General features: G+C 64.2%; 19 protein-coding genes. 13 read left to right on the top strand and 6 right to left on the bottom strand.

Annotated elements, in window-relative coordinates; genetic code table 11:
• Nucleotides 1-32 precede the first annotated feature (32 nt).
• The 3 genes from AC1DQ3_RS01215 to AC1DQ3_RS01205 all read left to right on the top strand — a co-directional run bounded on the left by AC1DQ3_RS01215 (nt 33) and on the right by AC1DQ3_RS01205 (nt 5,136).
• Nucleotides 33-2,870, top strand: a complete 2,838-nt coding sequence (locus tag AC1DQ3_RS01215; RefSeq protein WP_477118340.1) for a M16 family metallopeptidase — start codon at nt 33-35, stop codon at nt 2,868-2,870.
• 160 nt (nt 2,871-3,030) lie between these two features.
• A complete protein-coding gene (locus tag AC1DQ3_RS01210) occupies nt 3,031-3,435 on the top strand; it encodes a hypothetical protein (protein ID WP_035874511.1) in 405 nt (134 codons plus the stop codon).
• A gap of 390 nt (nt 3,436-3,825) precedes the next feature.
• Nucleotides 3,826-5,136: an MFS family transporter gene (locus AC1DQ3_RS01205; protein ID WP_477118339.1), complete on the top strand. Its 1,311-nt coding sequence runs from the start codon at nt 3,826-3,828 to the stop codon at nt 5,134-5,136.
• A gap of 41 nt (nt 5,137-5,177) precedes the next feature.
• Here the strand turns inward: AC1DQ3_RS01205 and AC1DQ3_RS01200 are convergent, their stop codons facing one another.
• From AC1DQ3_RS01200 to AC1DQ3_RS01190, 3 genes are all read right to left on the bottom strand, one after another.
• Nucleotides 5,178-6,029 (bottom strand): hypothetical protein, encoded by an 852-nt coding sequence (locus tag AC1DQ3_RS01200; RefSeq protein ID WP_477118338.1) that lies wholly within the window; start codon nt 6,027-6,029, stop codon nt 5,178-5,180.
• Nucleotides 6,030-6,156: 127 nt separating this feature from the next.
• Nucleotides 6,157-7,314, bottom strand: a complete 1,158-nt coding sequence (locus tag AC1DQ3_RS01195; RefSeq protein WP_477118337.1) for an acyl-CoA dehydrogenase family protein — start codon at nt 7,312-7,314, stop codon at nt 6,157-6,159.
• 319 nt (nt 7,315-7,633) lie between these two features.
• Entirely contained in the window at nt 7,634-7,954 is a 321-nt protein-coding gene (locus AC1DQ3_RS01190) for an H-NS histone family protein (protein ID WP_477118336.1), read from the bottom strand.
• Nucleotides 7,955-8,915: 961 nt separating this feature from the next.
• Here AC1DQ3_RS01190 and AC1DQ3_RS01185 point away from each other — a divergent pair.
• The 9 genes from AC1DQ3_RS01185 (at nt 8,916) to AC1DQ3_RS01145 (ending at nt 16,792) form a co-directional block, all read left to right on the top strand.
• Complete coding sequence (locus AC1DQ3_RS01185) at nt 8,916-9,866, top strand: LysR family transcriptional regulator (RefSeq protein WP_477118335.1); 951 nt, start codon at nt 8,916-8,918, stop codon at nt 9,864-9,866.
• 115 nt (nt 9,867-9,981) lie between these two features.
• Nucleotides 9,982-10,455, top strand: coding sequence for an aminoacyl-tRNA deacylase (locus AC1DQ3_RS01180; RefSeq protein WP_477118334.1), 474 nt, complete (start codon nt 9,982-9,984; stop codon nt 10,453-10,455).
• Between the two features lie 534 nt (nt 10,456-10,989).
• Nucleotides 10,990-11,508, top strand: coding sequence for an arsenate reductase (azurin) small subunit (locus AC1DQ3_RS01175; protein WP_477118333.1), 519 nt, complete (start codon nt 10,990-10,992; stop codon nt 11,506-11,508).
• 15 nt (nt 11,509-11,523) lie between these two features.
• Nucleotides 11,524-14,010, top strand: a complete 2,487-nt coding sequence (locus AC1DQ3_RS01170) for an arsenate reductase (azurin) large subunit (RefSeq protein WP_477118332.1) — start codon at nt 11,524-11,526, stop codon at nt 14,008-14,010.
• 211 nt (nt 14,011-14,221) lie between these two features.
• Entirely contained in the window at nt 14,222-14,548 is a 327-nt protein-coding gene (locus AC1DQ3_RS01165) for an ArsR/SmtB family transcription factor (RefSeq protein ID WP_477118331.1), read from the top strand.
• Nucleotides 14,549-14,560: 12 nt separating this feature from the next.
• Complete coding sequence (locus tag AC1DQ3_RS01160; RefSeq protein ID WP_477118330.1) at nt 14,561-15,043, top strand: ArsI/CadI family heavy metal resistance metalloenzyme; 483 nt, start codon at nt 14,561-14,563, stop codon at nt 15,041-15,043.
• A gap of 10 nt (nt 15,044-15,053) precedes the next feature.
• Nucleotides 15,054-15,548, top strand: coding sequence for an arsenate reductase ArsC (locus AC1DQ3_RS01155; protein ID WP_477118329.1), 495 nt, complete (start codon nt 15,054-15,056; stop codon nt 15,546-15,548).
• 18 nt (nt 15,549-15,566) lie between these two features.
• On the top strand, nt 15,567-16,061 hold the full coding sequence (locus AC1DQ3_RS01150; protein ID WP_477118328.1) for an arsenate reductase ArsC: 495 nt from the start codon (nt 15,567-15,569) through the stop codon (nt 16,059-16,061).
• A 5-nt stretch (nt 16,062-16,066) separates the two neighbouring features.
• On the top strand, nt 16,067-16,792 hold the full coding sequence (locus AC1DQ3_RS01145) for an aquaporin (protein WP_477118327.1): 726 nt from the start codon (nt 16,067-16,069) through the stop codon (nt 16,790-16,792).
• Between the two features lie 139 nt (nt 16,793-16,931).
• Here the strand turns inward: AC1DQ3_RS01145 and AC1DQ3_RS01140 are convergent, their stop codons facing one another.
• On the bottom strand, nt 16,932-17,297 hold the full coding sequence (locus AC1DQ3_RS01140) for an ArsR/SmtB family transcription factor (RefSeq protein WP_477118498.1): 366 nt from the start codon (nt 17,295-17,297) through the stop codon (nt 16,932-16,934).
• A 354-nt stretch (nt 17,298-17,651) separates the two neighbouring features.
• Between AC1DQ3_RS01140 and pdxR the strand changes: the two genes are divergently transcribed.
• Nucleotides 17,652-19,250, top strand: a complete 1,599-nt coding sequence (gene pdxR, locus AC1DQ3_RS01135) for a MocR-like pyridoxine biosynthesis transcription factor PdxR (RefSeq protein WP_477118326.1) — start codon at nt 17,652-17,654, stop codon at nt 19,248-19,250.
• A gap of 101 nt (nt 19,251-19,351) precedes the next feature.
• On the opposite strand, the gene AC1DQ3_RS01130 is transcribed toward pdxR, so the two are convergent.
• Nucleotides 19,352-19,666 carry a HigA family addiction module antitoxin gene (locus AC1DQ3_RS01130; RefSeq protein ID WP_477118325.1) on the bottom strand — a complete coding sequence of 105 codons (315 nt, stop codon included), beginning with the start codon at nt 19,664-19,666 and terminating at the stop codon, nt 19,352-19,354.
• Nucleotides 19,667-19,810: 144 nt separating this feature from the next.
• Entirely contained in the window at nt 19,811-20,590 is a 780-nt protein-coding gene (gene eutC / locus AC1DQ3_RS01125) for an ethanolamine ammonia-lyase subunit EutC (protein ID WP_477118324.1), read from the bottom strand.
• Between the last annotated feature and the right edge of the window lie 5 nt (nt 20,591-20,595).

Genomic DNA, 20,595 nt, shown 5'->3' with positions numbered 1-20,595 from the left:
ACAAGGCAGCCAATCCGCACATCGAATTCCGCATGCGTCTCATCTTCAAGCGCCTTACCTGCCTGCTGGCCCTGGCTTTCAGCGTCTCCGTACCCGCTGCGCCGGCAACGCCGGCGGCCGCTGCCGGCGCGCCGGCCGAAGTGGCCAGCGTGGAAGGCATCACCGAGTACCGGCTCCCCAACGGCCTGCGCATCTTGCTGGCGCCCGATGCCGCGCAGCCCGTCACCACCGTGAACATGACCTACCTGGTCGGCAGCCGCCATGAGAACTATGGCGAAAGCGGCATGGCCCACCTGCTCGAACATCTGCTGTTCAAGGGCACGCCATCCCTGCCGGGCAACGCCATCGCGCAGGAATTCACGCGCCGCGGCATGCAGTTCAACGGCACCACCGCCTTCGACCGTACCAACTACTTCGAGAGTTTTGCCGCCAGCGAGGAGAACCTCGACTGGGCGCTGAAAATGGAAGCGGACCGCATGGTCAACAGCTTTATCGCCCGCGAGGCCCTCGACAGCGAGATGACGGTGGTGCGCAACGAGATGGAGCGTGCCGAGAACAGCCCCGGCGGCGTGCTGATGCAGCAGATGCGCTCGGCGGCCTATCGCTGGCACAACTACGGCAAGCCGCCGATCGGCGCGCGCAGCGATGTGGAGCACGTCGCCATCGGCAACCTGCAGGACTTCTACCGGCGCTATTACCAGCCCGACAACGCGGTGCTGGTGGTGGCCGGCAAGTTCGACACGGCCGCCACGCTGGCGCGCATCGGCACTTACTTCAGTGCGATCCCGCGCCCGTCGCGCACGCTGCCGGCCCAATACACCGTGGAGCCGCCGCAGGAAGGCGCGCGCGAGGTCACGCTGCGCCGCGTCGGCGACTCGCAGGTGGTTGCCGTGCAATACCATATCGCCCCCGGCGCCCATCCGGATACCGTGGCCATGCAGTTGCTGGCCGACATCCTCACCGATGGCTCGGGCGGCCGCCTGTACAAGGCGCTGGTCGAGAGCGGCAAGGCCAGCTGGCAGTTCGGCTCGCTGTCGTCGCTGAAGGATCCCGGCACGATCCTGTTCGCCGCCGGACTGAGCAAGTCACAGGATCTCGGGGCGGCGCGGCAGGTGCTGCTGGCACAGATCGAGGGCATTGCCGCCCGGCCCATCACCGAGGTGGAACTGGAGCGTGCCCGCACCCGTATGCTCAACGGCTACGAGCGCCTGCTGGAGAATCCCTCCGGCTATGCCGTGGCCTTGTCCGAGGCCATCGCCAAGGGCGACTGGCGCTTGCTGCAGATCGCACGCCAGCAGGCCGAACGCGTGACGCTGGCCGACCTGCAGCGGGTGGCGCAGAACTACCTGCGCGCGAGCAACCGCACGCTGGGCCGCTTCGTGCCCATCGATATGCCCGGCGATACGCCGGCCGAGGCACTCGCGCAGGCCAGCATGCCCGCCGCGCCGGACATCGCCACGCTGGTGGCCGCCTACCAGGCCAGGCCGGCCAAGGCCGCCGTGCCGGCCTTCGACCCGAGCCCGGACAATATCGAGTCCCATACTTCGCGCGGCAAGCTGGCCAACGGCATGCAGTTCGCCTTGCTGCCCAAGCCCAGCCGCGGGCAGACCGTCAATGGCATGCTGATCCTGCGCATGGGCGACGAAAACAGCCTGCAAGGCATGGATGCCGCCGGCACCCTCACCGCCGCCATGCTGATGCGCGGCACCCTTGGCCTGGATCGCCAGCAGATCGCCGACAAACTGAATGCGCTCAAGGCCGTGGTGTCGTTGCAGGGCGACGCCGAATCCGTCAACGTGCGCTTCGAGGCGCGGCGAGAAACGCTGGCCGCTACGCTGACGCTGCTGCGCGACATCCTGCGCGAACCCAGCCTGCCCGCCGCCGAGTTCGAGACGCTGCGCGCCAACGCCATTGCCGGCGTCGAAAGCGGGCTGAGCCAGCCCGAGACAGTCGCATCGAATGCGCTCGGCCGCCACGGCAATCCCTACGAGCTGGGGGACCCGCGTTATGTCCCCACGACAAAAGAGAATATTGCGGCACTCAGGCAGGTGCGGCTGGCCGACTTGCGCTATTTTCACTCGCGCTTCTATGGGGCCAGCCACGGACAGGTGGTGCTGGTCGGCGACTTCGACCGCGAGGCGGCCGAGGCGCAGCTCGCCACCCTGTTCGGCGACTGGCAGGCGCAGGCGCCCTATATCCGTGTCGAACGCCCTTTCATTCCGCTCGCTCCCGCCCGTCTGACCCGCGAGACCCCGGGCAAGGCCAATGCCATCTACCTGGCCGCCCTGCCGATCGAGCTGACCAGCAATTCCCCGGATTATCCGGCTCTGGTCATTGCCAATCGTGTGTTCGGCGGCAACGCGCTCAAGGGTCGCCTCGCAGATCGGCTACGCCAACACGACGGCATCAGTTACAGTGTCGGCAGCTTCGTGCACGTGGGTGCGCTCGACACCAACGGCAGGTTCGGCATGCAAGCGCTCTATGCGCCGCAGAACCTGGATAAACTCAAGCGCGGCGTCGAAGAGGAATTGTCCCGCCTGACCAAGACCGGCATTACGCCGGAGGAACTGGCGCAAGCCAGGAGCGGCCTGCTGCAGCAAGGCACGCTTGGCCGCACCAGCGACTCGGCATTGGCCGGCGAGCTGGCCAACCAGCTGTTCCTGGGGCGCACGATGCGCTTTGTCACAGAGTACGAGCAAGCTATCGCCACAGCGACCGTCGAACAGGTCAACGCGGCAATCCGCAGGTACCTGGACCCGGCGCGGGTGGTGCATGTCTATGCGGGGGATTTTTCTGTCACGGCAGCGCAAAATGCCGGAGCGACGATGAAAACGAACGGCGCGGCTGTTGAGACCGCGCCCACTCCCTAAATGGGCCAGACTGGAGGAAAATAGCGGCAGCGCGAGGCGGCGGAGGACGCTGCCGGCGCGGTAGTCCAAAAGTAGTGTAAAGCGCCCGGGGGCTAACCCCTTGCCGCAATGACGCGTTGACTGTATATTCGTACAGTATAAGACGATATAAGAGGTGTGGATGTCAATAGTGCGAGCTAGCAGCAAAGCAGAAGCGCTTCGGCTTCTCGCATCGAAAGATGTGCTGGCGCTTGAGCTGGACTATGAAACCGGATGGCAGGACGCCGTCGAACTCGGCCGGCTCGGAGAGAAACGCGGCATCAAAGTGCAATACCGCGGACAGGAAAGCATTGCTGTCCATTCGCGCGAAGCCCTGATCGAGGGGCTGGCCAAGACCAAGACCACCTTCCGGCAGCGCAACCTGTATTGCCAGTTCGATCTCGGCACGCTGGCCGATCATGAACTGCTCGATCTCGAAGCCAAGGCGACCCGACTGGGCGACTACATCCTGGCAGGCCATCTGCTAAGGGATGTGGACGGAGTCTGGCCGCAAGAAGCGCAAGAAACGCAAGAACCCACGCAGTAACCCGCGCGATATAGCCGTAAGTCGCGGCAAGAGGCGCCATCCACGTCGAACACGGCGGCACGGGCCTGCCGCCGGACGGCAAGCGGCACCTGGCGTGCCGCTTGCCGCGACCAGCATCGGTGCCGGTTTGTTTTCGTGCGGCGCCGTCACCTTGCACAGGAAGCCCCTGGTTCATTCATGGCGGCATCTCGTTCTTCCTGTGCTTCGCGTTCCTTCCCCGCCTGCTCCTTCCCATCTGTCTCTTCATGCCTGGCTCATGCCTGGCTAGCGGTTACCGAGTCGGCAGGGACTCGACGCGAGCATGCACAAGCGCACTACACTGGATGCTACGTGCCGATCTCGCGCCACGGCTCTTCACGTGGACGACCTGCCGAAAGGAAGAGACAAATCATGACCGAGCTGTCCACCCCCCTTCTCGATGCACCGCCGACCTCCGAGGAAAAGCGCAAGCGCATCTACGCGATCGTGGCTGCGTCTTCCGGCAATCTTGTCGAGTGGTTCGACTTCTACATCTATGCGTTCTGCGCAATCTATTTCGCGGGATCCTTTTTCCCCAAATCCGATCCCACCGCGCAATTGCTGAATACGGCGGGCGTATTTGCCGCGGGCTTCCTGATGCGGCCGATCGGCGGGTGGCTATTTGGCCGCTTCGCCGACAGGCACGGCCGCAAGAACTCGCTGCTGCTCTCGGTGACGATGATGTGCTGCGGTTCGCTGATGATCGCCAGCCTGCCCACCTACAACAGCATCGGTGCCTGGGCGCCGGCACTGCTCCTGGTGGCGCGGCTGTTGCAGGGGCTGTCGGTGGGCGGCGAGTATGGCACCACCGCAACCTATATGAGCGAGGTCGCGCTCAAGGGCCAGCGCGGTTTTTTCTCGTCGTTCCAGTACGTCACGCTGATCGGCGGCCAATTGCTGGCCGTGCTCGTGGTCGTAGTGCTGCAGCAGTTCCTGGACGAGCCGGAACTCAAGGCCTGGGGCTGGCGCATCCCGTTCGTGATCGGCGCGATCACGGCGGTGGTGGCGCTGTTGCTGCGCCGCACCTTGCATGAAACCACCTCCGCGGCCACCCGCGGCAGCAAGGAGGCCGGCACGCTGACCGAGCTGTTCCGCAATCACAAGGCGGCCTTCTTTACCGTGCTTGGCTACACCGCGGGCGGTTCGCTGATTTTCTACACGTTCACCACGTATATGCAGAAGTACCTGGTGAACAGCGCCGGCATGCCGATCAAGACCGCCAGCTATGTGATGACCTGCTGCCTGTTTTTCTACATGTGCATGCAGCCATTCTTCGGCGCGCTTTCCGACCGCATCGGGCGGCGCGCCAATATGCAGCTGTTCGGCGCGCTGGGTGCGCTGGCCACGGTACCGATCCTCACCGCGCTCGGCAGCGTCCACAGTCCCTTCGGCGCCTTCGTGCTGATTTCCCTCGCCCTGGCCATCGTCAGCCTGTACACCTCCATCAGCGGCATCGTCAAGGCCGAGATGTTCCCGACCGAAATCCGGGCGCTGGGCGTGGGGCTCGCTTATGCCGTCGCTAACGCAATCTTCGGCGGCTCCGCCGAGTTTGTGGCGCTGGACCTGAAAGCCCTCGGCCACGAATCCAGCTTCTACTGGTACGTGACGGTGATGATGGTCATCGTGTTTGTCGTCAGCTTCCGCTTGCCGCGGCAGGCCAGATACCTGCATCACGAACACTGACGCCGGGACGGGCGCGGGCGATGGCCCGCGCGCCGCCGGGGTTAGAAGGGAAAGGCCGCGTGCTGGTGCGCGCCTGCCCGCGTTGCGCCATGCCTGGCGTCCACGGCCAGCTCGATGCTGAGGCCGTCGTCGAGCCGCAGCGTTTGCGGTGCCGCGCGCAAGCCCTTCCCGCCGCCGAGGTCACCGGCGAGCAGCCCGAACGCCGTCTCGCTGGCCCAGGTGCCAAGCGCGGCGCCATCGCGCCTGAGCGTCAGCATGGCCTTGCGGGAGGTATAGGACAACCAGCGCCGCGCCACGTGATGCACCGGCAGGCAGAGGCGTCCGGCCAGCGTGGCCAGCACGTCGAGGTCCACGGCGCCGGGCAAGGCCAGGCGGCAGGCGTTGAGCGGCATCAGCAGCCGGCTCGCGAAGCCATAGGCCAGCCCGCCCGCGGAATCATCGTCCGGCATCGCCATCAGGTCGGCGTTCGCGCATTCCACGTAGTCCAGCGCGCCGCCGCCGAGCAACTGGCAGCCCAGCAGGTAAGCAATCATGAAGCGCACATCCGGCGCGGCCAGGCTATCGCTGTAGAGAATGGTCCAGGCGCCGGTGCCGGTGCGGTAGAGCGCGCCGTCAAAGCTCTGCAGGCGGGTCGGCTGGACCGAGGTCACGGGATCGGCGCGGCCCAGCACGCCGGCCGCGTCGAGCGCCAGGCGGATACAGTCCAGCGGCGCATTCGAGGGACGCGCGGCGCAGGCCATCAGCGCTTCGATGATCGGGTAGCACGGTGCGCTATCGGGGTCCGGCACCGTTTGCCACGACGGCGCGAGGACGGCGGCACCGTGGCTGGCCGGGTTCCGCCGAGGCGGCAGGTCGGCACTGCGAACGGGAAGACTGAGAGCGGCAATTGCCATCGGGGCGGCCTCCGTTGAAAGCAACAGGACAAACGCGTGCGCGCTTCGATTGGCCCGCGAGCCGGGCAGGCGTGCGCACGCGAACGACAAGGCGGGCCTTGCGCCCGCCTCGCTTCGCGTCGTCCGATCAGTCGCGCAGCAATTGCTTGGCGATGATCAGTTGCTGGATCTGCGTGGTCCCCTCATACAGGCGCAGCAGGCGCACATCGCGATAGAAGCGCTCGGCCTTGTACTCGGCGATATAACCGGCGCCACCATGGATCTGCACAGCGCGGTCCGCCACGCGGCCTACCATCTCGGTACAGAACATCTTGGTGCAGGAGGCCAGCATGCTGACTTCCGGATCGCTCTTGCCAGGCGTCTTGGCGTCGTAGCGCTGGGCGCAGTCGCGCACCATCGACAAGCCGGCATACATCTCGGCCTGGCTATCGGCCAGCATGGCCTGGATCAGCTGGAAATCGCCGATCGGCTGGCCGAACTGCTTGCGCTCCCTGGCGTAGGCCACGGCATCGGTAATCAGGCGGTGCGCCATGCCGCAGGCCAGTGCGGAGAGATGCAGGCGGCCGCGGTCGAGCACCTTCATGGCGGTCTTGAAGCCAACGCCGGGCACGCCGCCGATGATGTTGGCGGCAGGCACGCGCACGTTTTCCAGGACCACGTCGCAGGTCTTGGTGCCGCGCTGGCCCATCTTCTTGTCCGGCTTGCCGAGCGAGACGCCCGGCGTGTTCGCTGGCACGATAAACGAGGAAATACCCGATGCCCCGGCGCCGCCAGTGCGCGCCATCAGCGTAAAGGCGCCGGCGCGCGGCGCGTTGGTGATGAAGCGCTTGGTGCCGTTGATGACGTAGTGATCGCCGTCGAGTTCGGCCTTGGTCTGCAGCGAAGCCGCGTCGGAACCCGCGTTCGGCTCCGTCAGCGCGAACGAGATGACCAGTTCGCCGCTGGCGATCTTCGGCAGGTATTCCTGCTTCTGCGCCTCGGTGCCGTCCATCAGGATACCCTGCGAGCCGATGCCGACATTGGTGCCGAAGACCGAGCGGAAGGCTAATGCGGTGTGACCGAGGTCATACACCACATCGCATTCCTGCGCCATCGACAAGCCGATGCCACCATAGGCCTCCGGAATGGAGATCCCGAACAGGCCCATCTCCTTCATGTCGGCGACGATATCGGCCGGTACGTCGTCGGTTTCCTCGAGCGTGTCTTCCGCCGGCTTCAGGCGTTCGTCGATGAAACGCTGCACCGACGCGCGCAGCAGCGAAAAGGATTCTGCATCCAGGCTCATGGGGATCTCCGATCAAAGCAAACAACGATGTGGCTCACATGGTACGCCGACACATGGATTTGACAATCCCACAGACACTGGACAGAATGGATAACAAGATTTGACAATGCGGATGCGCCGCCTGCGCGGCAAAGAACACAGCAAGCACTAACGCTGAAAGCAGCGCTTTTTTTATTTGCATCCTTTGGAATATTGTCCCGGACGCCATTGGCGCGCGCATGGCGCGGCCAATGGCTTATCGCAATGCCCGATAAGGGACAAACCAGATGGGCAGGCGAGCGCCGGCCGGGGCCAGCGCGTTCAGGCTGCTACGGCGCGATCAGGCTTCGGCAATCAGGAAACGGGTGCGGTTCCTACCCAGCCATGCCGGTGCACGGCCACGGCCGGTCCAGGTGGCGCCGGTCTTGGGATCGCGATACTTGGGGGGCAGGCTGGTCTTGGGCTTGGCCGCGGCGCCATTCGCGCTGGCGGCCGGGCGGCCCCGGCGGCGCTTCGGGGCGATATCGTCGAGCGTCAGTTCGTATTCCGCCATGAGGCCCTGAATCTGGGCAATAACGCCGTCCACTTCGCTGGCACGCATCTCTGCCAGCTTGGACTCAAGCGCTTCCTTTTCTGCAATCAGTTGCTTGTAAGTCGCCATGTTGATTCTCCTGGAGCGGTGTTAATTCAATGATAGGGGAGATTTTGCCGGCACAGCCTACCACGTTTGATTAAAGAAAATCCAATAGCGTAATAACTTGATACATCCGACCGAAACTGTACCGAAATGAAAAGGCTCCCGGACACACGCATTGCACGGCGGATTGGAGTGTGGAATGCCGGGCCGGAGCGGACCAATTCCTGACCGCATTGCCGGATTCAAGTAATAGCTTGCGCGGCAACGAGGGGCCGACAATATGCTCCCGCTTGCCGCTGACGGCATTGACGCGGCTCACGGCGACACACATCGGCACGAAGACGCAATAAGACAAAGCCGTCCACATTGTCCTTGCAAGGACATTGCGCCAGTCATCGCCAGGCAAGCCATCAGACTAATCCGAAAGATGACTGGACGATACCGATGTGATAAGGAAGACAGGCCCGGCGAGGATGGGCTTACGATAGATGGGCTTATGATAATTACCGGACATCGGGATAAGGCCCACTCCCGATGCTGAGCGCCAGGCAGCAGCTCGCTTTGATTTCGCCGTATTCGTGCCCGACGGCAGGTCGGTCGAATGGCTGGCCGGCATGGCGCGCCGCGGAGTCCGCGTGAGCCCGAGGCAATGCAATGCCAAGATCGGTCGAATTTCCTTTTGCTGCCGAGGCCGAATTCAATTCCGCTGTTCAAACGCACCGGGCAGGATCGCCGAGCGACCTGATTCCCGTGAACGGATTGTCCGCAAGCAGGGATGGCGTATTGGCCAGCAGGCTCACGCCAAGGAAATCCTGCCACGGGCAATAGGAGGGCAATAGAGCAATGGGGCAATGGGGCAATAGGGGCAGCGCCGAACCTGTGCATTGCGCCCTATTGACTCAATCATGCTGGCTGCAAACGCTACACTATCTGCCGTGCCCGCGCCCGCCGGCACGTTTTCCCCCAAAGGAAGCCCACCTACCCCATGGATCTGAACGCCCTACGCCTTTTCGTGGACATCGTCGACGCCGGCAACCTCTCGGCTGCCGCGCGCAAGCTCAAAATGACCCGCGCGAACGTAAGCTACCACCTGAAGGCGCTTGAAGAGGAACTGGGCGTGCAATTGCTGCGCCGTACCACCCGCCATGTCGAACCCACGCCGGTGGGCGCCGGCCTGTACGAACACGGCCGCAACATCCTCGGCGAAGTGGCGGCGGCCAACGCGTTGATCACCAGCATGGGCAAGAGCCTGCAAGGCCACGTGCGCCTGTCGGTACCCACGGGGCTGGGGCATTCGCTGCTCTCGCCGTTGCTGGTGAAGTTCAAGCATCGCTACCCCGACATCACGCTCGACGTGGTGTTCGACAACCGCATCCACAACCTGGTGTCCGAAGACGTCGAAGTCGCCCTGCGCATCATTTCCACGCCGCCGGATTCGGTGGTGGCGACCGAGATCGGCGTGGTCGAATGGGTGGTGTGCGGGTCGCCTGGCTATCTCGCGGCGCAGCCGCATCCGCGCGTGCTGGCCGACCTCAAGGACCATGCCATCGTCTGTGCCTCGCCCATCGGCCAGAAGCTGAAAGCCTTCGGCACACGCGCCAACGGCAGCGACGCCATGCGCGAACAGGTGGCGCTGGAGCCCACGCTGAGTTCGGAGAACTTCGCCTTCCTGAAGGACGGCGTGCTGGGCGATCTCGGCCTGGGCATCTTCCCGCGCTATGCCGTCGACGCGGAACTCGACGCGGGCACCTTGCAGCCCGTGCTGGCGGATTACCACATCAGCGTATTCGGCAGCCGCCTCTATCTGCTGACCATGCCCAACCGCTACCAGACCATGGCCACGCGCTACCTGCTGAATTTCCTCAAGACCGAATTGCAGGCCCTGTGGCCCCAGCCGCGCCGGGCACCGCCCGCGCAAGCGGACGAGGAGGCATGAAGGCATGCCTGGCGGCAAGGCGGTCGCGGCGGACAGCATTGCACCGTCTATAGTAGGAAAGGCAGGGGCCCGCCCCCGTGGCCCTGAGCACAACGTACAGCGAAGGAGACGCACCATGGCCTTGGCTACCACACTGGCAAATTGCCTCAACAGCAGAAACAGCCGCTTCGACACCATCCGCCATCCCTACACCCTCAGCAGCATGGCCACTGCGGAGGCTGCGCACGTTCCCGGAGATCGCCTGGCCAAGACGTTGTTGCTGGAGGATGACATCGGCTACGTAGCCGCCGTGATCCCATCCAGCCACCACCTGAACCTGGCCGCCATCTGCGCGCAAACCGGGCGCACGCTGGTGCTCGCTCACGAAGAGGAAATCCGCGAAGTCTTCAAGGATTGCGACCTCGGCGCGATACCGCCGGTCGCCATGGCCTACGGCATGCACACCTACCTCGACGACAGCCTGCTAGCCCAGCCCGACGTGTTCTTCGAGGCAGGCGATCACCAGCAACTCGTCCACATGAGCAGCGACCAGTTTGCCGACCTGATGGCAGGAGCGGAGCAAGGGCATTTTTCGCGCCGCATGATGTAACGGGCAGACACCCGACTTCCTCGCCGCACGGGCCAAGCGAGACGTCACGCTCTTGCCGGGGCCCGCCCTCTCCCCGGCGCCCTCTCCCGCGGGCGGGAGAGGGAAGCCAACCAAAGACAACGCAAACCTCGCGGCTTGCAACCGTGTTTACCTCCCCGCGCGGGTTGGTGAAACCCGCTTTGACTTTACTGGTTTGAGTGCGCGCAAATCATGCTTGACGATTCCGCTGTCGAGATTCGCTCAACGCTGAACTTTGCTCACTTAACTTTGATCTCCGGCGGCCAAGGTGGCCCATGCCAGCCAAGGGGGGTGGCGCGGTTGCACTTTTTGGCGACTGTCTGTACCGCAGTGCAACTTGCATTCGTTGCACCGTTGCCCTAGAAATAATTAAATATTTCCAAAAATATCGGCTGTTGTCATAGCCGCGTGGCCCCACCGGGGCTGCGGCCGCAAGCATGACCCCCATGCCAACGACCACGGAATGCCGGAGACCCGCGACGGGCATCGCTATCGCATTCCGTAGAAGGGGTGATCATGTCCATCACGCGCAGACAGTTCCTGAAGGCCACCGGCGGCGCGGCGGCCGGCGTTGGCGTTTCGGGGAGCTTGCCCACTCCGGCGCAGGCCGCGCCACCCCCCGCACAGCTAGGTCGGACGACCTTGCCGTTCACCCCTAGAGTGGTCGCGCACCTTGGCCAGCTGCGGGTCAATACCCCGGTCAGTTTCCTCTACCCGGACGCGTCGTCACCCTGTGCCGTCATCAAGATGGGGATTCCGGTGCCCGGCGGGGTCGGCCCCGACCGCGACGTGGTGGCCTACAGCACGCTCTGTACGCACATGGGCTGCCCCGTCGCCTACGACGCTGGCGCGCGCACCTTCAAATGCCCCTGCCATTTCAGCATCTTCGACCCTGAGAAGAGCGGCCAGATGGTATCGGGGCAGGCAACCGAGAATCTGCCGATGATCCAACTCCAGTACAACGCCAGCGATGGCACGGTGAAAGCCGTCGGTGTCGAGGGGCTGATCTACGGACGTCAAGCCAACCTGCTGTGAAGGGGGCGTACTGCCATGGCAACCAACAAGGACCGGGTGGCGCTGCCACCCGTGAATGCGCAGCGGACCAACCTGACCTGCCATTTCTGCATCGTCGGCTGCGGCTATCACGTCTACAAATGGCCGGAGAATAGCGAGGGAGGGCGAGCGCCCAGTCAGAACGCGCTGGGGCTGGACTTTCGCAAGCAGCTGCCTGCGCTGGCGGTGGTGATGACGCCGAACATGCAGAACACCATCACCGACCGGGACGGCCAGCGCCACAACATCCTCATCGTCCCCGACAAGCAATGCAGCGTGAACAAGGGCTTGTCGTCGACGCGAGGCGGCCAGTTGGCCAAGGTGATGTACAACCCCGATGGCGTGGCCAGGGCCCGCTTGCGCAGCCCGCGCGTCTATATGGCCGATCAGTGGGTCGATACCAGTTGGGATGATGCCCTGGCCCTGTACGCCGGCGTGACCAAGCGGATCCTGGATCGCGACGGGCCCGCCGGGCTGGCGTTCGATTGCTTTGACCACGGTGGTGCGGGCGGCGGCTTCGAAAACACCTGGGGCACTGGCAAGCTGATGTTCACCGCCTTACAGACGCCGCTGGTTCGCATCCACAACCGGCCGGCATACAACTCCGAATGCCACGCCACCCGCGAAATGGGTATCGGGGAGCTCAACAACAGTTACGAGGACGCCGAACTGGCCGACGTAATCGTGGCGATCGGCTGCAACTCCTACGAAACGCAGACCAACTACTTCCTGGCCCACTGGCTGCCGAATCTGCAGGGCCAGACCATGGACAAGCGCAAGGCGCGCTTCCCGGGCGAAAGCGTTGCCGCGGCCAAGGTGATCTTCGTGGACCCGCGCCGCACCACGACGATCGCGGTGGCGGAGCAGGCGGGCGGCAAGGACAACGTGCTGCACCTCGATATCGAGCCCGGCACCGACATCGCGCTGTTCGATGGGTTGCTGACCTACGTGGTCGAACAGGGTTGGCACGACAAGGAGTTCATCGCGGGCTATACCAAGGGCTTCGATGCGGCGCTGCAGGCGAACCGGTTGTCGCTGGAAGACACGAGTCGCATCACCGGCGTCCCGGTCGATAAGCTCAGGCGCGCGGCGGAGTGGGCCTACAAGCCAAAGGCGTCCGGGCACCGGCCGCATACGATGCACGCCTATGAAAAGGGCATCATCTGGGGCAACGACAACTACCTTATTCAGTCCGCGCTGGTGGACTTGGTACTGGCCACGCACAACGTGGGCCGGCGGGGCACGGGCGTGGTGCGCATGGGTGGGCACCAGGAGGGTTATGCCAGGCCGCCGTATCCTGGCAACACGAAGATTTACGTGGACCAGGAGATCATCCACGGCAAGGGGCTGATGTACACGGCGTGGGGCGCCAATCCATTTCAGACCACGCTCAATGCGCAGGAGCACCGCGCCGTGATCCTGCGGCGCACCGCGGTCGTGCGAGAGGCGATGGCACGCCAGCGCGGGGCTACCGGGCCGCAGATGGCGGATGCGATCTACGACGCGGTGAAGAGCAAGGGCGGGCTGTTCCTGACCAACATCAACCTGTATCCCACCAGCCTGGCAGACGCCGCGCATCTGATGCTGCCGGCCGCCCATCCGGGCGAGATGCACCTGACTTCGATGAACGGCGAGCGCCGGATGCGCCTGTCGGACCGGTTCATGGATCCACCGGGCACCGCGCGTCCGGACTGCCTGATCGCCGCCGATATCGCCAATACGCTCAAGCGGCTGTACGAAGCCGAGGGCAAGCGCGAGATGGCCGCGCGCTTTGGCGGCTTCGACTGGCGGACCGAAGAGGATGCCTTCAATGACGGCTTCCGCCAGGCGGGCCAACCTGGCGCCGTCCCGATCGATAGCCAGGGCGGCAAGACCGGCAATCTGGTCACGTACGAGCGCCTGCGCGCGATGGGCAACAATGGCGTGCAGCTGCCCACCAAGGAGTACCGCAACGGCCAGCTGATCGGGACCGAAATGCTCTACATGGACGGCAAGTTCGATACGGCCGACGGCAAGGCCGAGTTCAAGCCGGCGACCTGGCCTGGACTGCCGAAGCCGGTCGCCGAGCAGAAGGCCAAGTATCACTTCTGGATCAACAATGGCCGGGTCAACGAGGTGTGGCAGACGATGTACCACGACCAGTTCAACGAGTTCGTGCGTGCGCGGGTGCCCATGGCCTATCTCGAGATCCATCCAGAGGACGCCCGGGCGCTGGGCGTGACGTCCGGCGACGTGGTCGAAGTCTATAACGACTACGGTTCCACCTATGCCCTTGCGTATCTGGAGCCGGACATCAAACGCAACCAGACCTTCATGCAGTTTGGTCATTTCAACGGGGTCATGGGAAACGTAACCACGCCGTGGACCGACCGCAATGTCGTGCCGTACTACAAGGGCACCTGGGCGGACCTGCGCCGCGTTGGCAGCATGCAGGATTTCAAGGATACGGTCAGCTTCAAGCGGCGACGGTTCGACCTTGCCTAGCGCGAATCCGATTGGTGGCGCGCTCCACGTTCTGCCCGTCCGGCCGCCAACCCCCGGTGGCCGGACCGAGCCCATGCCCGCTGGCCGGTGCGCCAGCCTTGCCGATCACGTCACGAATTTGACATTGACGGCGCCTACTGTCGAACTGGAGCGCGCCTTGCCCGCGCTTGGCGTGTTTGCCTTTGATCCATATTTCTAATATTATGGAAACATGGAAGAAAACGATGTGATCCGCTCGCTCGCCGCGCTGGCCCATGGCCTGCGCCTTCAGGTTTTCCGCCTGCTGGTGGTGGCCGGGCCGTCGGGGTTGACGCCCGGTTCGATCACCGAGCAGGTCGGGGTGCCCGGTGCGACGCTGTCTTTCCACCTGAAGGAACTGATGAATGCCCGCCTGATCACGCAGGAGCGTGAAGGCCGGCACCTGATCTATCGCGCCGCGTTTGAGCACATGAATGACTTGCTGGGCTTTCTGACAGCTAACTGCTGCCAAGGAGAGGCCTGCATCGAAAATACCGCTGCCACCGTTTGTCCGTGTTAAAGGGGAACTCCAATGAAGCGCTTTCACGTCCACCTCAACGTCCAGGACCTTGGCAAGAGCATTGCCTTCTACTCGAAGCTGTTCGCGGCCGAGCCCACGCGTGTCGAGAGCGACTACGCAAAGTGGATGCTGGAAGATCCGCGAGTGAACTTCGCCATCTCCACGCGTGGCGGGGAGCCTGGTGTGGATCACCTGGGGTTCCAGACCGACAACGCGGAAGAGCTCGTGGCGCTGAAAGACCGTGCGGAAGCTGCCGATATGGCGCTGCTCGATGAAGGGCAGGCCACCTGCTGCTACGCACGTAGCGATAAGCACTGGGTCACGGATCCCCAAGGCATCGCCTGGGAGCATTTCCATACGCTCGGCAATGTGCCGGTGTTCGGTGAAAGCCGGCCCACGGAGTCGGCAAACGCAGACTCGGCATGTTGCGCGCCGCGCGCCCCGCAGGGCAAGCCGATTGGCATCGCCGTGAAATCCAACTCGTCGTGCTGCTGAAGAGTCCAACATGAGCGAGAAGACCTATAACGTGCTCTTCATCTGTACCGGGAATTCGGCGAGGTCCATTCTCTCCGAAGGGCTGATGAACCATCTGGGCAAGGGGCGCTTCCAGGCCTACTCGGCCGGCAGCCACCCGACGGGCGTGGTGAATCCCCTTGCGCTGGCGACCCTGAAGCACTACGGACTGCCGACGGAAGCCTTCCGCAGCAAGAGCTGGGACGAGTTCTCCCAGGACGGCGCGCCGCAACTCGATTTTGTCTTCACAGTCTGCGACAAGGCCGCCGGAGAAGTGTGCCCGGTGTGGCCGGGTCAGCCGGTGACGGCGCACTGGGGCGTGCCGGACCCGGCCGCATGCGAAGGGACCGAGGCGCAGAGGCAGCAGGCGATCAACGATGCCGCCATCACGCTGAAACGACGCATCGAACTGTTCCTGTCCCTACCTATCCTTAAGCTCGATGCCGTTGCCCTGCAGAAGGCAGTGCGCGATATCGGGCAAAGCTGACCATTGCTGGCAGTGCTTATGACAACCAACGTTCTAATCCTCTGCACCCACAACTCTGCGCGAAGCGTACTGAGCGAAGGCATGCTCAACCATTGGGCAAAGAAGCTGGGCAAGAATGTCCGTGCCTATAGTGCGGGAAGTGCGCCAAGTGGCCGCCTGAATCCGTTCGCCCTCGAGGCGCTGACCAATGCCGGTGTTGACGTCAGCGGCTATCGCAGCAAGAGCTGGGACGAGTTTGTCGGCGAAGGCGCGCCTGAGATGCACATTGTGATCACCGTGTGCGACAGCGCAGCCGCGGAGGAATGCCCATATTGGCCGGGCAGTCCGGTGAAGGTGCATTGGGGTTACGTCGACCCGTCGAACGCGCCCGGTGGGGATGACGGTAAGCGTCAGGCCTTCGAGCTGACACGCCAGGCCATCAGCTACCGCATGTTGCAATTGCTGCAGTTGCCGCTTGAGAATCTGAGCAAGGCCGATCTGCAGGAAGTCTTGACCGCCATTTCGAAGAGCTAAGCATCATGGCAGACCTGCCTCGCAAACTTGGGGCGGAAGCCCTTGGCACGGCGCTACTGCTGGCCGTTGTCATTGGTTCGGGAATCATGGCCGAGCGCCTGGCCGGTGGCAATGTCGCCATTGCCTTGCTGGCCAACACACTCGCCACTGTGGGCGGCCTCTATGTGTTAATCGAGGTATTCGGTCCGATCAGTGGAGCGCACTTCAATCCGGCCGTCAGCGCGGTCATGGCGGTCCGGGGCGAACTGCCCATGCCGGCCCTGCTGCCTTACATCGTGGCCCAATTGCTTGGCGCCGTGCTCGGTGCGTGGCTAGCCCACGCGATGTTCGACATGAGCATTCTGCAGTTTTCCGCCAAGGTGCGAACCGGCCCCGGCCAGTGGATCGCGGAAGCAGTGGCGACGGCCGGCCTGCTTCTGGTCATCCTGCGGGCGCCGAATGGGCGCGCACCCGCCATGGTGGCGAGCTACATCGGCGCCGCGTACTGGTTCACCGCTTCCACTTCCTTCGCCAATCCGGCGGCCGCCTTCGGTCGGATGTTCAGTGATACGTTTGCCGGCATCGCGCCTGCGAGCGTGCCTGGATTCATGGTCGCCGAGTTGGTTGGCGCTGCCGTCGGACTGGCGCTGCACAGCGCGTTCGAGCCTCGCACGAAGAGCGCCGGTCATCCGAACGTGATCGAGTCCTCAGGCCAACAGGACCGCGCTCCAGGGGCGCGCGAAAATCTCTAAAGTGTTCGCACGGAAAGCGGTGACCGCGGACCCGGTCACGAGGCCTCCGAATCCCACTCACCTCAAAGGTAGCGCCTAGCCGTAACACTGGGCGCTATCACCTCTGGCGCTGCGGCTATGGCACTGAGAGCCCCGTCGCTCAAGTTGTCTTGACGGCCGACCTGGTTCGTTTTGCCGACTTGGGCTCGCATTCGAACGGCGTTACGTCGCAACCCTCAGGGTTGCCCTCGCAGCAGTGTTCAGTGAGGAAACCAATGAGCTCGTTGATCTGGTCATACTGGGCCTGGTAAATGACGAACCTGCCTTCCTGGTGGCTCCTTATCAGCCCGGCGTGGACGAGTTCCTTGAGATGAAACGAGAGGGTGGCCGGCGGCAGCCCCAACTCCTGGCCAATCCGTCCGGCGTTGACGCCTTCCAGGCCCGCTTGAACCAGCAGACGGAAGATCGCCAGGCGAGATTGTTGCGCGAGCGCGGCCAGGGCTTTGACGGCGGAGGCACTTTGCATTGGTTGTTGCATTTGGAGAAGCGATTCCACGTATCCACGTATTCTCCGTCAGGTTTCAGACGGACGGTTGCTTCCTGGCATGGATGCCGGGAAATCAATGCGATCGAGTGCGCCCCCAGCAATCGCGCCTTGAGGTTTAATGCTCAGCGAAACTCGACATGCGCGACCGGAACAGAACGACCGCCCCCCACTTGAGCCCCATCCAGAGAAGCTTGGCGGTGGCGTCCACCGTGGTGAGCAGCGTCAGTGTGGCGAGGCCTCAAGAACCCGACGATCGAAACACAATGGGTGGAAACTTGGCCGATCATTGGTACCATACATAGATCCATATTTCTCTTTCCACCAGGGGCCGCTTTGAAAGAAACAATTCTATCGGAGCTGCTGCTACAGCGTCTGGAGCGGCCCGCGGACGGTCCGGCGGACAAGAATGGCGCGCATATGAACCGCCAGCTCTACGAGATCATTCGCCAGGCAATCCTTGCCGGCTCACTGATTGCGGGCAGCAAGCTGCCCGCCTCGCGGCTGCTCTCCAAGGAAGTGGGCGTTTCCCGCAATACCGTGCTCTACGCTTATGAGCAGTTGCTCGCGGAAGGCTATGTCACGGCAGCGAGTGGAAGTGGCACCTTCGTGTCGCAGAGTTTCCCCGACCATAGTGCATTGCACACCATCAGGCCACAAAGCGGCACCGCGTTTGTGACAGAGATGCAGCGAAACCCGAACCGCTTCACGCTTTCGCGGCGCGGCCAGCATCTGGTATCGCATTCCGGTGCATCGGATCGGCAATGGGGTGCCTTTGTTTCGGGCGTGCCCGACGTGTCGCTGTTTCCGCACGCTGTGTGGGCACGCCTGTTGAACAAGCATTGGCGCGCGCCGCGCCCCGAGCTGCTCACTTATGCCAACAACGGCGGCTACATGCCGCTGCGCCGCGTGATGGCCGAGCACCTGCGGCTGGTGCGTTCGGTGCGCTGCGACCCCGAGCAGATCATCCTGACCACCGGCATCCACCAGGCCATCGACCTGATCGCCCGGCTGCTGGGCGACGTCGGCGACAAGGCGTGGATGGAAGACCCCGGCTACTGGGGCACGCGCAGCCTGCTGAACAGCGCGGGCATCGAGACCATCCCGGTGCCGGTGGACAGCGAGGGGCTTGCCCCGGACGCGGCTACCTTGCAGAATCCGCCGCGCTTTATCTTCGCCACGCCCTCGCACCAGTACCCGCTGGGCATGGTGATGAGCCTGTCGCGCCGGCGCATGCTGCTGGAGTATGCGCGCCAGCATGGTGCCTGGATCGTGGAGGACGACTACGACAGCGAGTTCCGCTTCGAAGGCCGGCCGCTGGCCTCGCTCCAAGGGCTGGACGAGCACGACCGCGTGATCTACATGGGCACGTTCTCCAAGACGCTGTTCCCCGGCCTGCGCATGGGCTTCATGGTGCTGCCCAAGCCGCTCGCCCCGCATTTCGCCACCGGGCTGTCGGAGCTGTTCCGCGAGGGCCAGCTGGTACAGCAGGCGGTGCTGGCCGACTTTATCGAGGACGGGCACTACGCCACCCATATCCGCCGCATGCGGCAGCGCTACGCGCAACGCCAGGGCCTGCTGCGCGCAGCCATCGCGGCGCGCTTCGGCGCGGACTGGCCGACTTCCACGCACGAAGCGGGCCTGCACATGGTGATCCACCTGCCGCCGGGCGCGGACGATCTCGGCATCAGCATGGCGGCGCGCACGCGGGGCCTGTCCACGCGGCCGCTGTCGCGCTATTTCGCCGATCCCGCGCAGGCGACGCAGCAGGGACTGCTGCTGGGCTATGCCTGCGTGCCGGAAGCCGAGATCGGGCCGGCCTTCGACCAGCTGGCGGAAGTGATCGAACCCGCTCTGGAGCACCTGGCGCGCACGCAGGCGCCGCGCCGCGCGCCGGCGGCGGCGATCAACCGGGAGGCGTGGAGCGGCGCGTGAGTGCCCGGGCGATGGTGCCGCGTGATGTACGGTGTGGTGCGGGAATGCAAAGGCAGCGTTTGCGCGGAACACGGTCCGAAAGCGCGGGCGCGCGGAAGTGTTCAGGCAGCCTCGAGATCGCGTGGTGTGATCTCGGCAGCAATCTCTTTGCCATGTTCGCGCTGAGCGACTTTCAGATCATAAGACAGCTGCAGCTTAAGCCAGGATTCAGCGTCGCCGCCGAAGTAGCGCGCCAGCCGCAGGGCGGTATCTGGCGTAATCCCCCGGCGCTCGCGCACGATGTCGTTGATGCGGGCTGCAGTGACATGCAGTGCCACAGCGAGTGCATTGGCGCTCATGCCCAGGGGGACAAGAAATTCCTCGCGGAGGATTTCGCCGGGATGGACCGGACGCATACCGTTCTGGAAGCGGGCCATGGTGATTGCCTTTCAGTGATAGTCCACGATCTCGACGCCCTCCGGGCCGTCGGCCAACCAACAAAACACACTCGCCACTGATCGTTGATGCTGTCGATTATCCCGCACAGCCATTTCTTCCGACCGATCGCCGTCTCAGCCGCGTCAGGTCAGTGCGCGCGGCGATGGCTCCGGCCACGCAACTTGCCCGCTGTCGTCCTTGAGATCCACGCCGCTGCGCCCGAGCGCCAAGGCACCGCGCAACAGGAACGCAAGCTTGTCCGCCGCCAGGACATAGGACAGCCCTTCTGGCCGCACGTTGGAGATGCAGTTACGCTCGGCGTCGCTGCGCCCGGGGCGCGGGTCATAGGTGAGGTAGACGCCGAGGCTGTCGGGCGAGCTCAGCCCGGGCCGCTCGCCGATCAGCATCACCACCTGCCGCCCGCGCAGCAATAGCCCGGCCTCGTCGCCCAGCGCCACGCGCGCCTGCTCAGCCACCACCACCGGCCCGATGCGCCAGCCGGGCAGGCGCTCGCGCACGGCCAGCAACAGTGGCACGGCATGGCGTTCGGCGGCCAGCGCGGAAAGGCCGTCGGCAATCACGAAGACCACGTCGGGCGCATCGGCCGCACGTGCCTGCGCCAGACGCTGGCGGCTGGCGTCGTCAAGCTGGCGGCCCAGGTCCGGGCGGCGCAGATAGTGCGCGCGGTCCGCCGCTGCGCTGTGCGCGGCCACGCTCGCCAGGCCCGCATCGCGCAATGCCTGTTCGATGGCGGTGCGCGCCAGCGGCAAGTGCACCGCGTCGCGGGCCTGTGCGTGCGCCAGGCCAAAGGCTAGCACCGTGTCCGTCGTCTGGCTGTTGCCGGCGCGGCCCAGCGCGATGCGCGCCACGGTGAACTGGCGCAGGCGTTGCCAGGGGTTATCGTGGATCAGCTTCTGGCTCATGGCGG

This window comes from Cupriavidus sp. 01T418, assembly GCF_056398885.1.
Note: the sequence above shows the minus strand (reverse complement) of the source record. Positions and strands in the feature narration are given on the sequence as shown.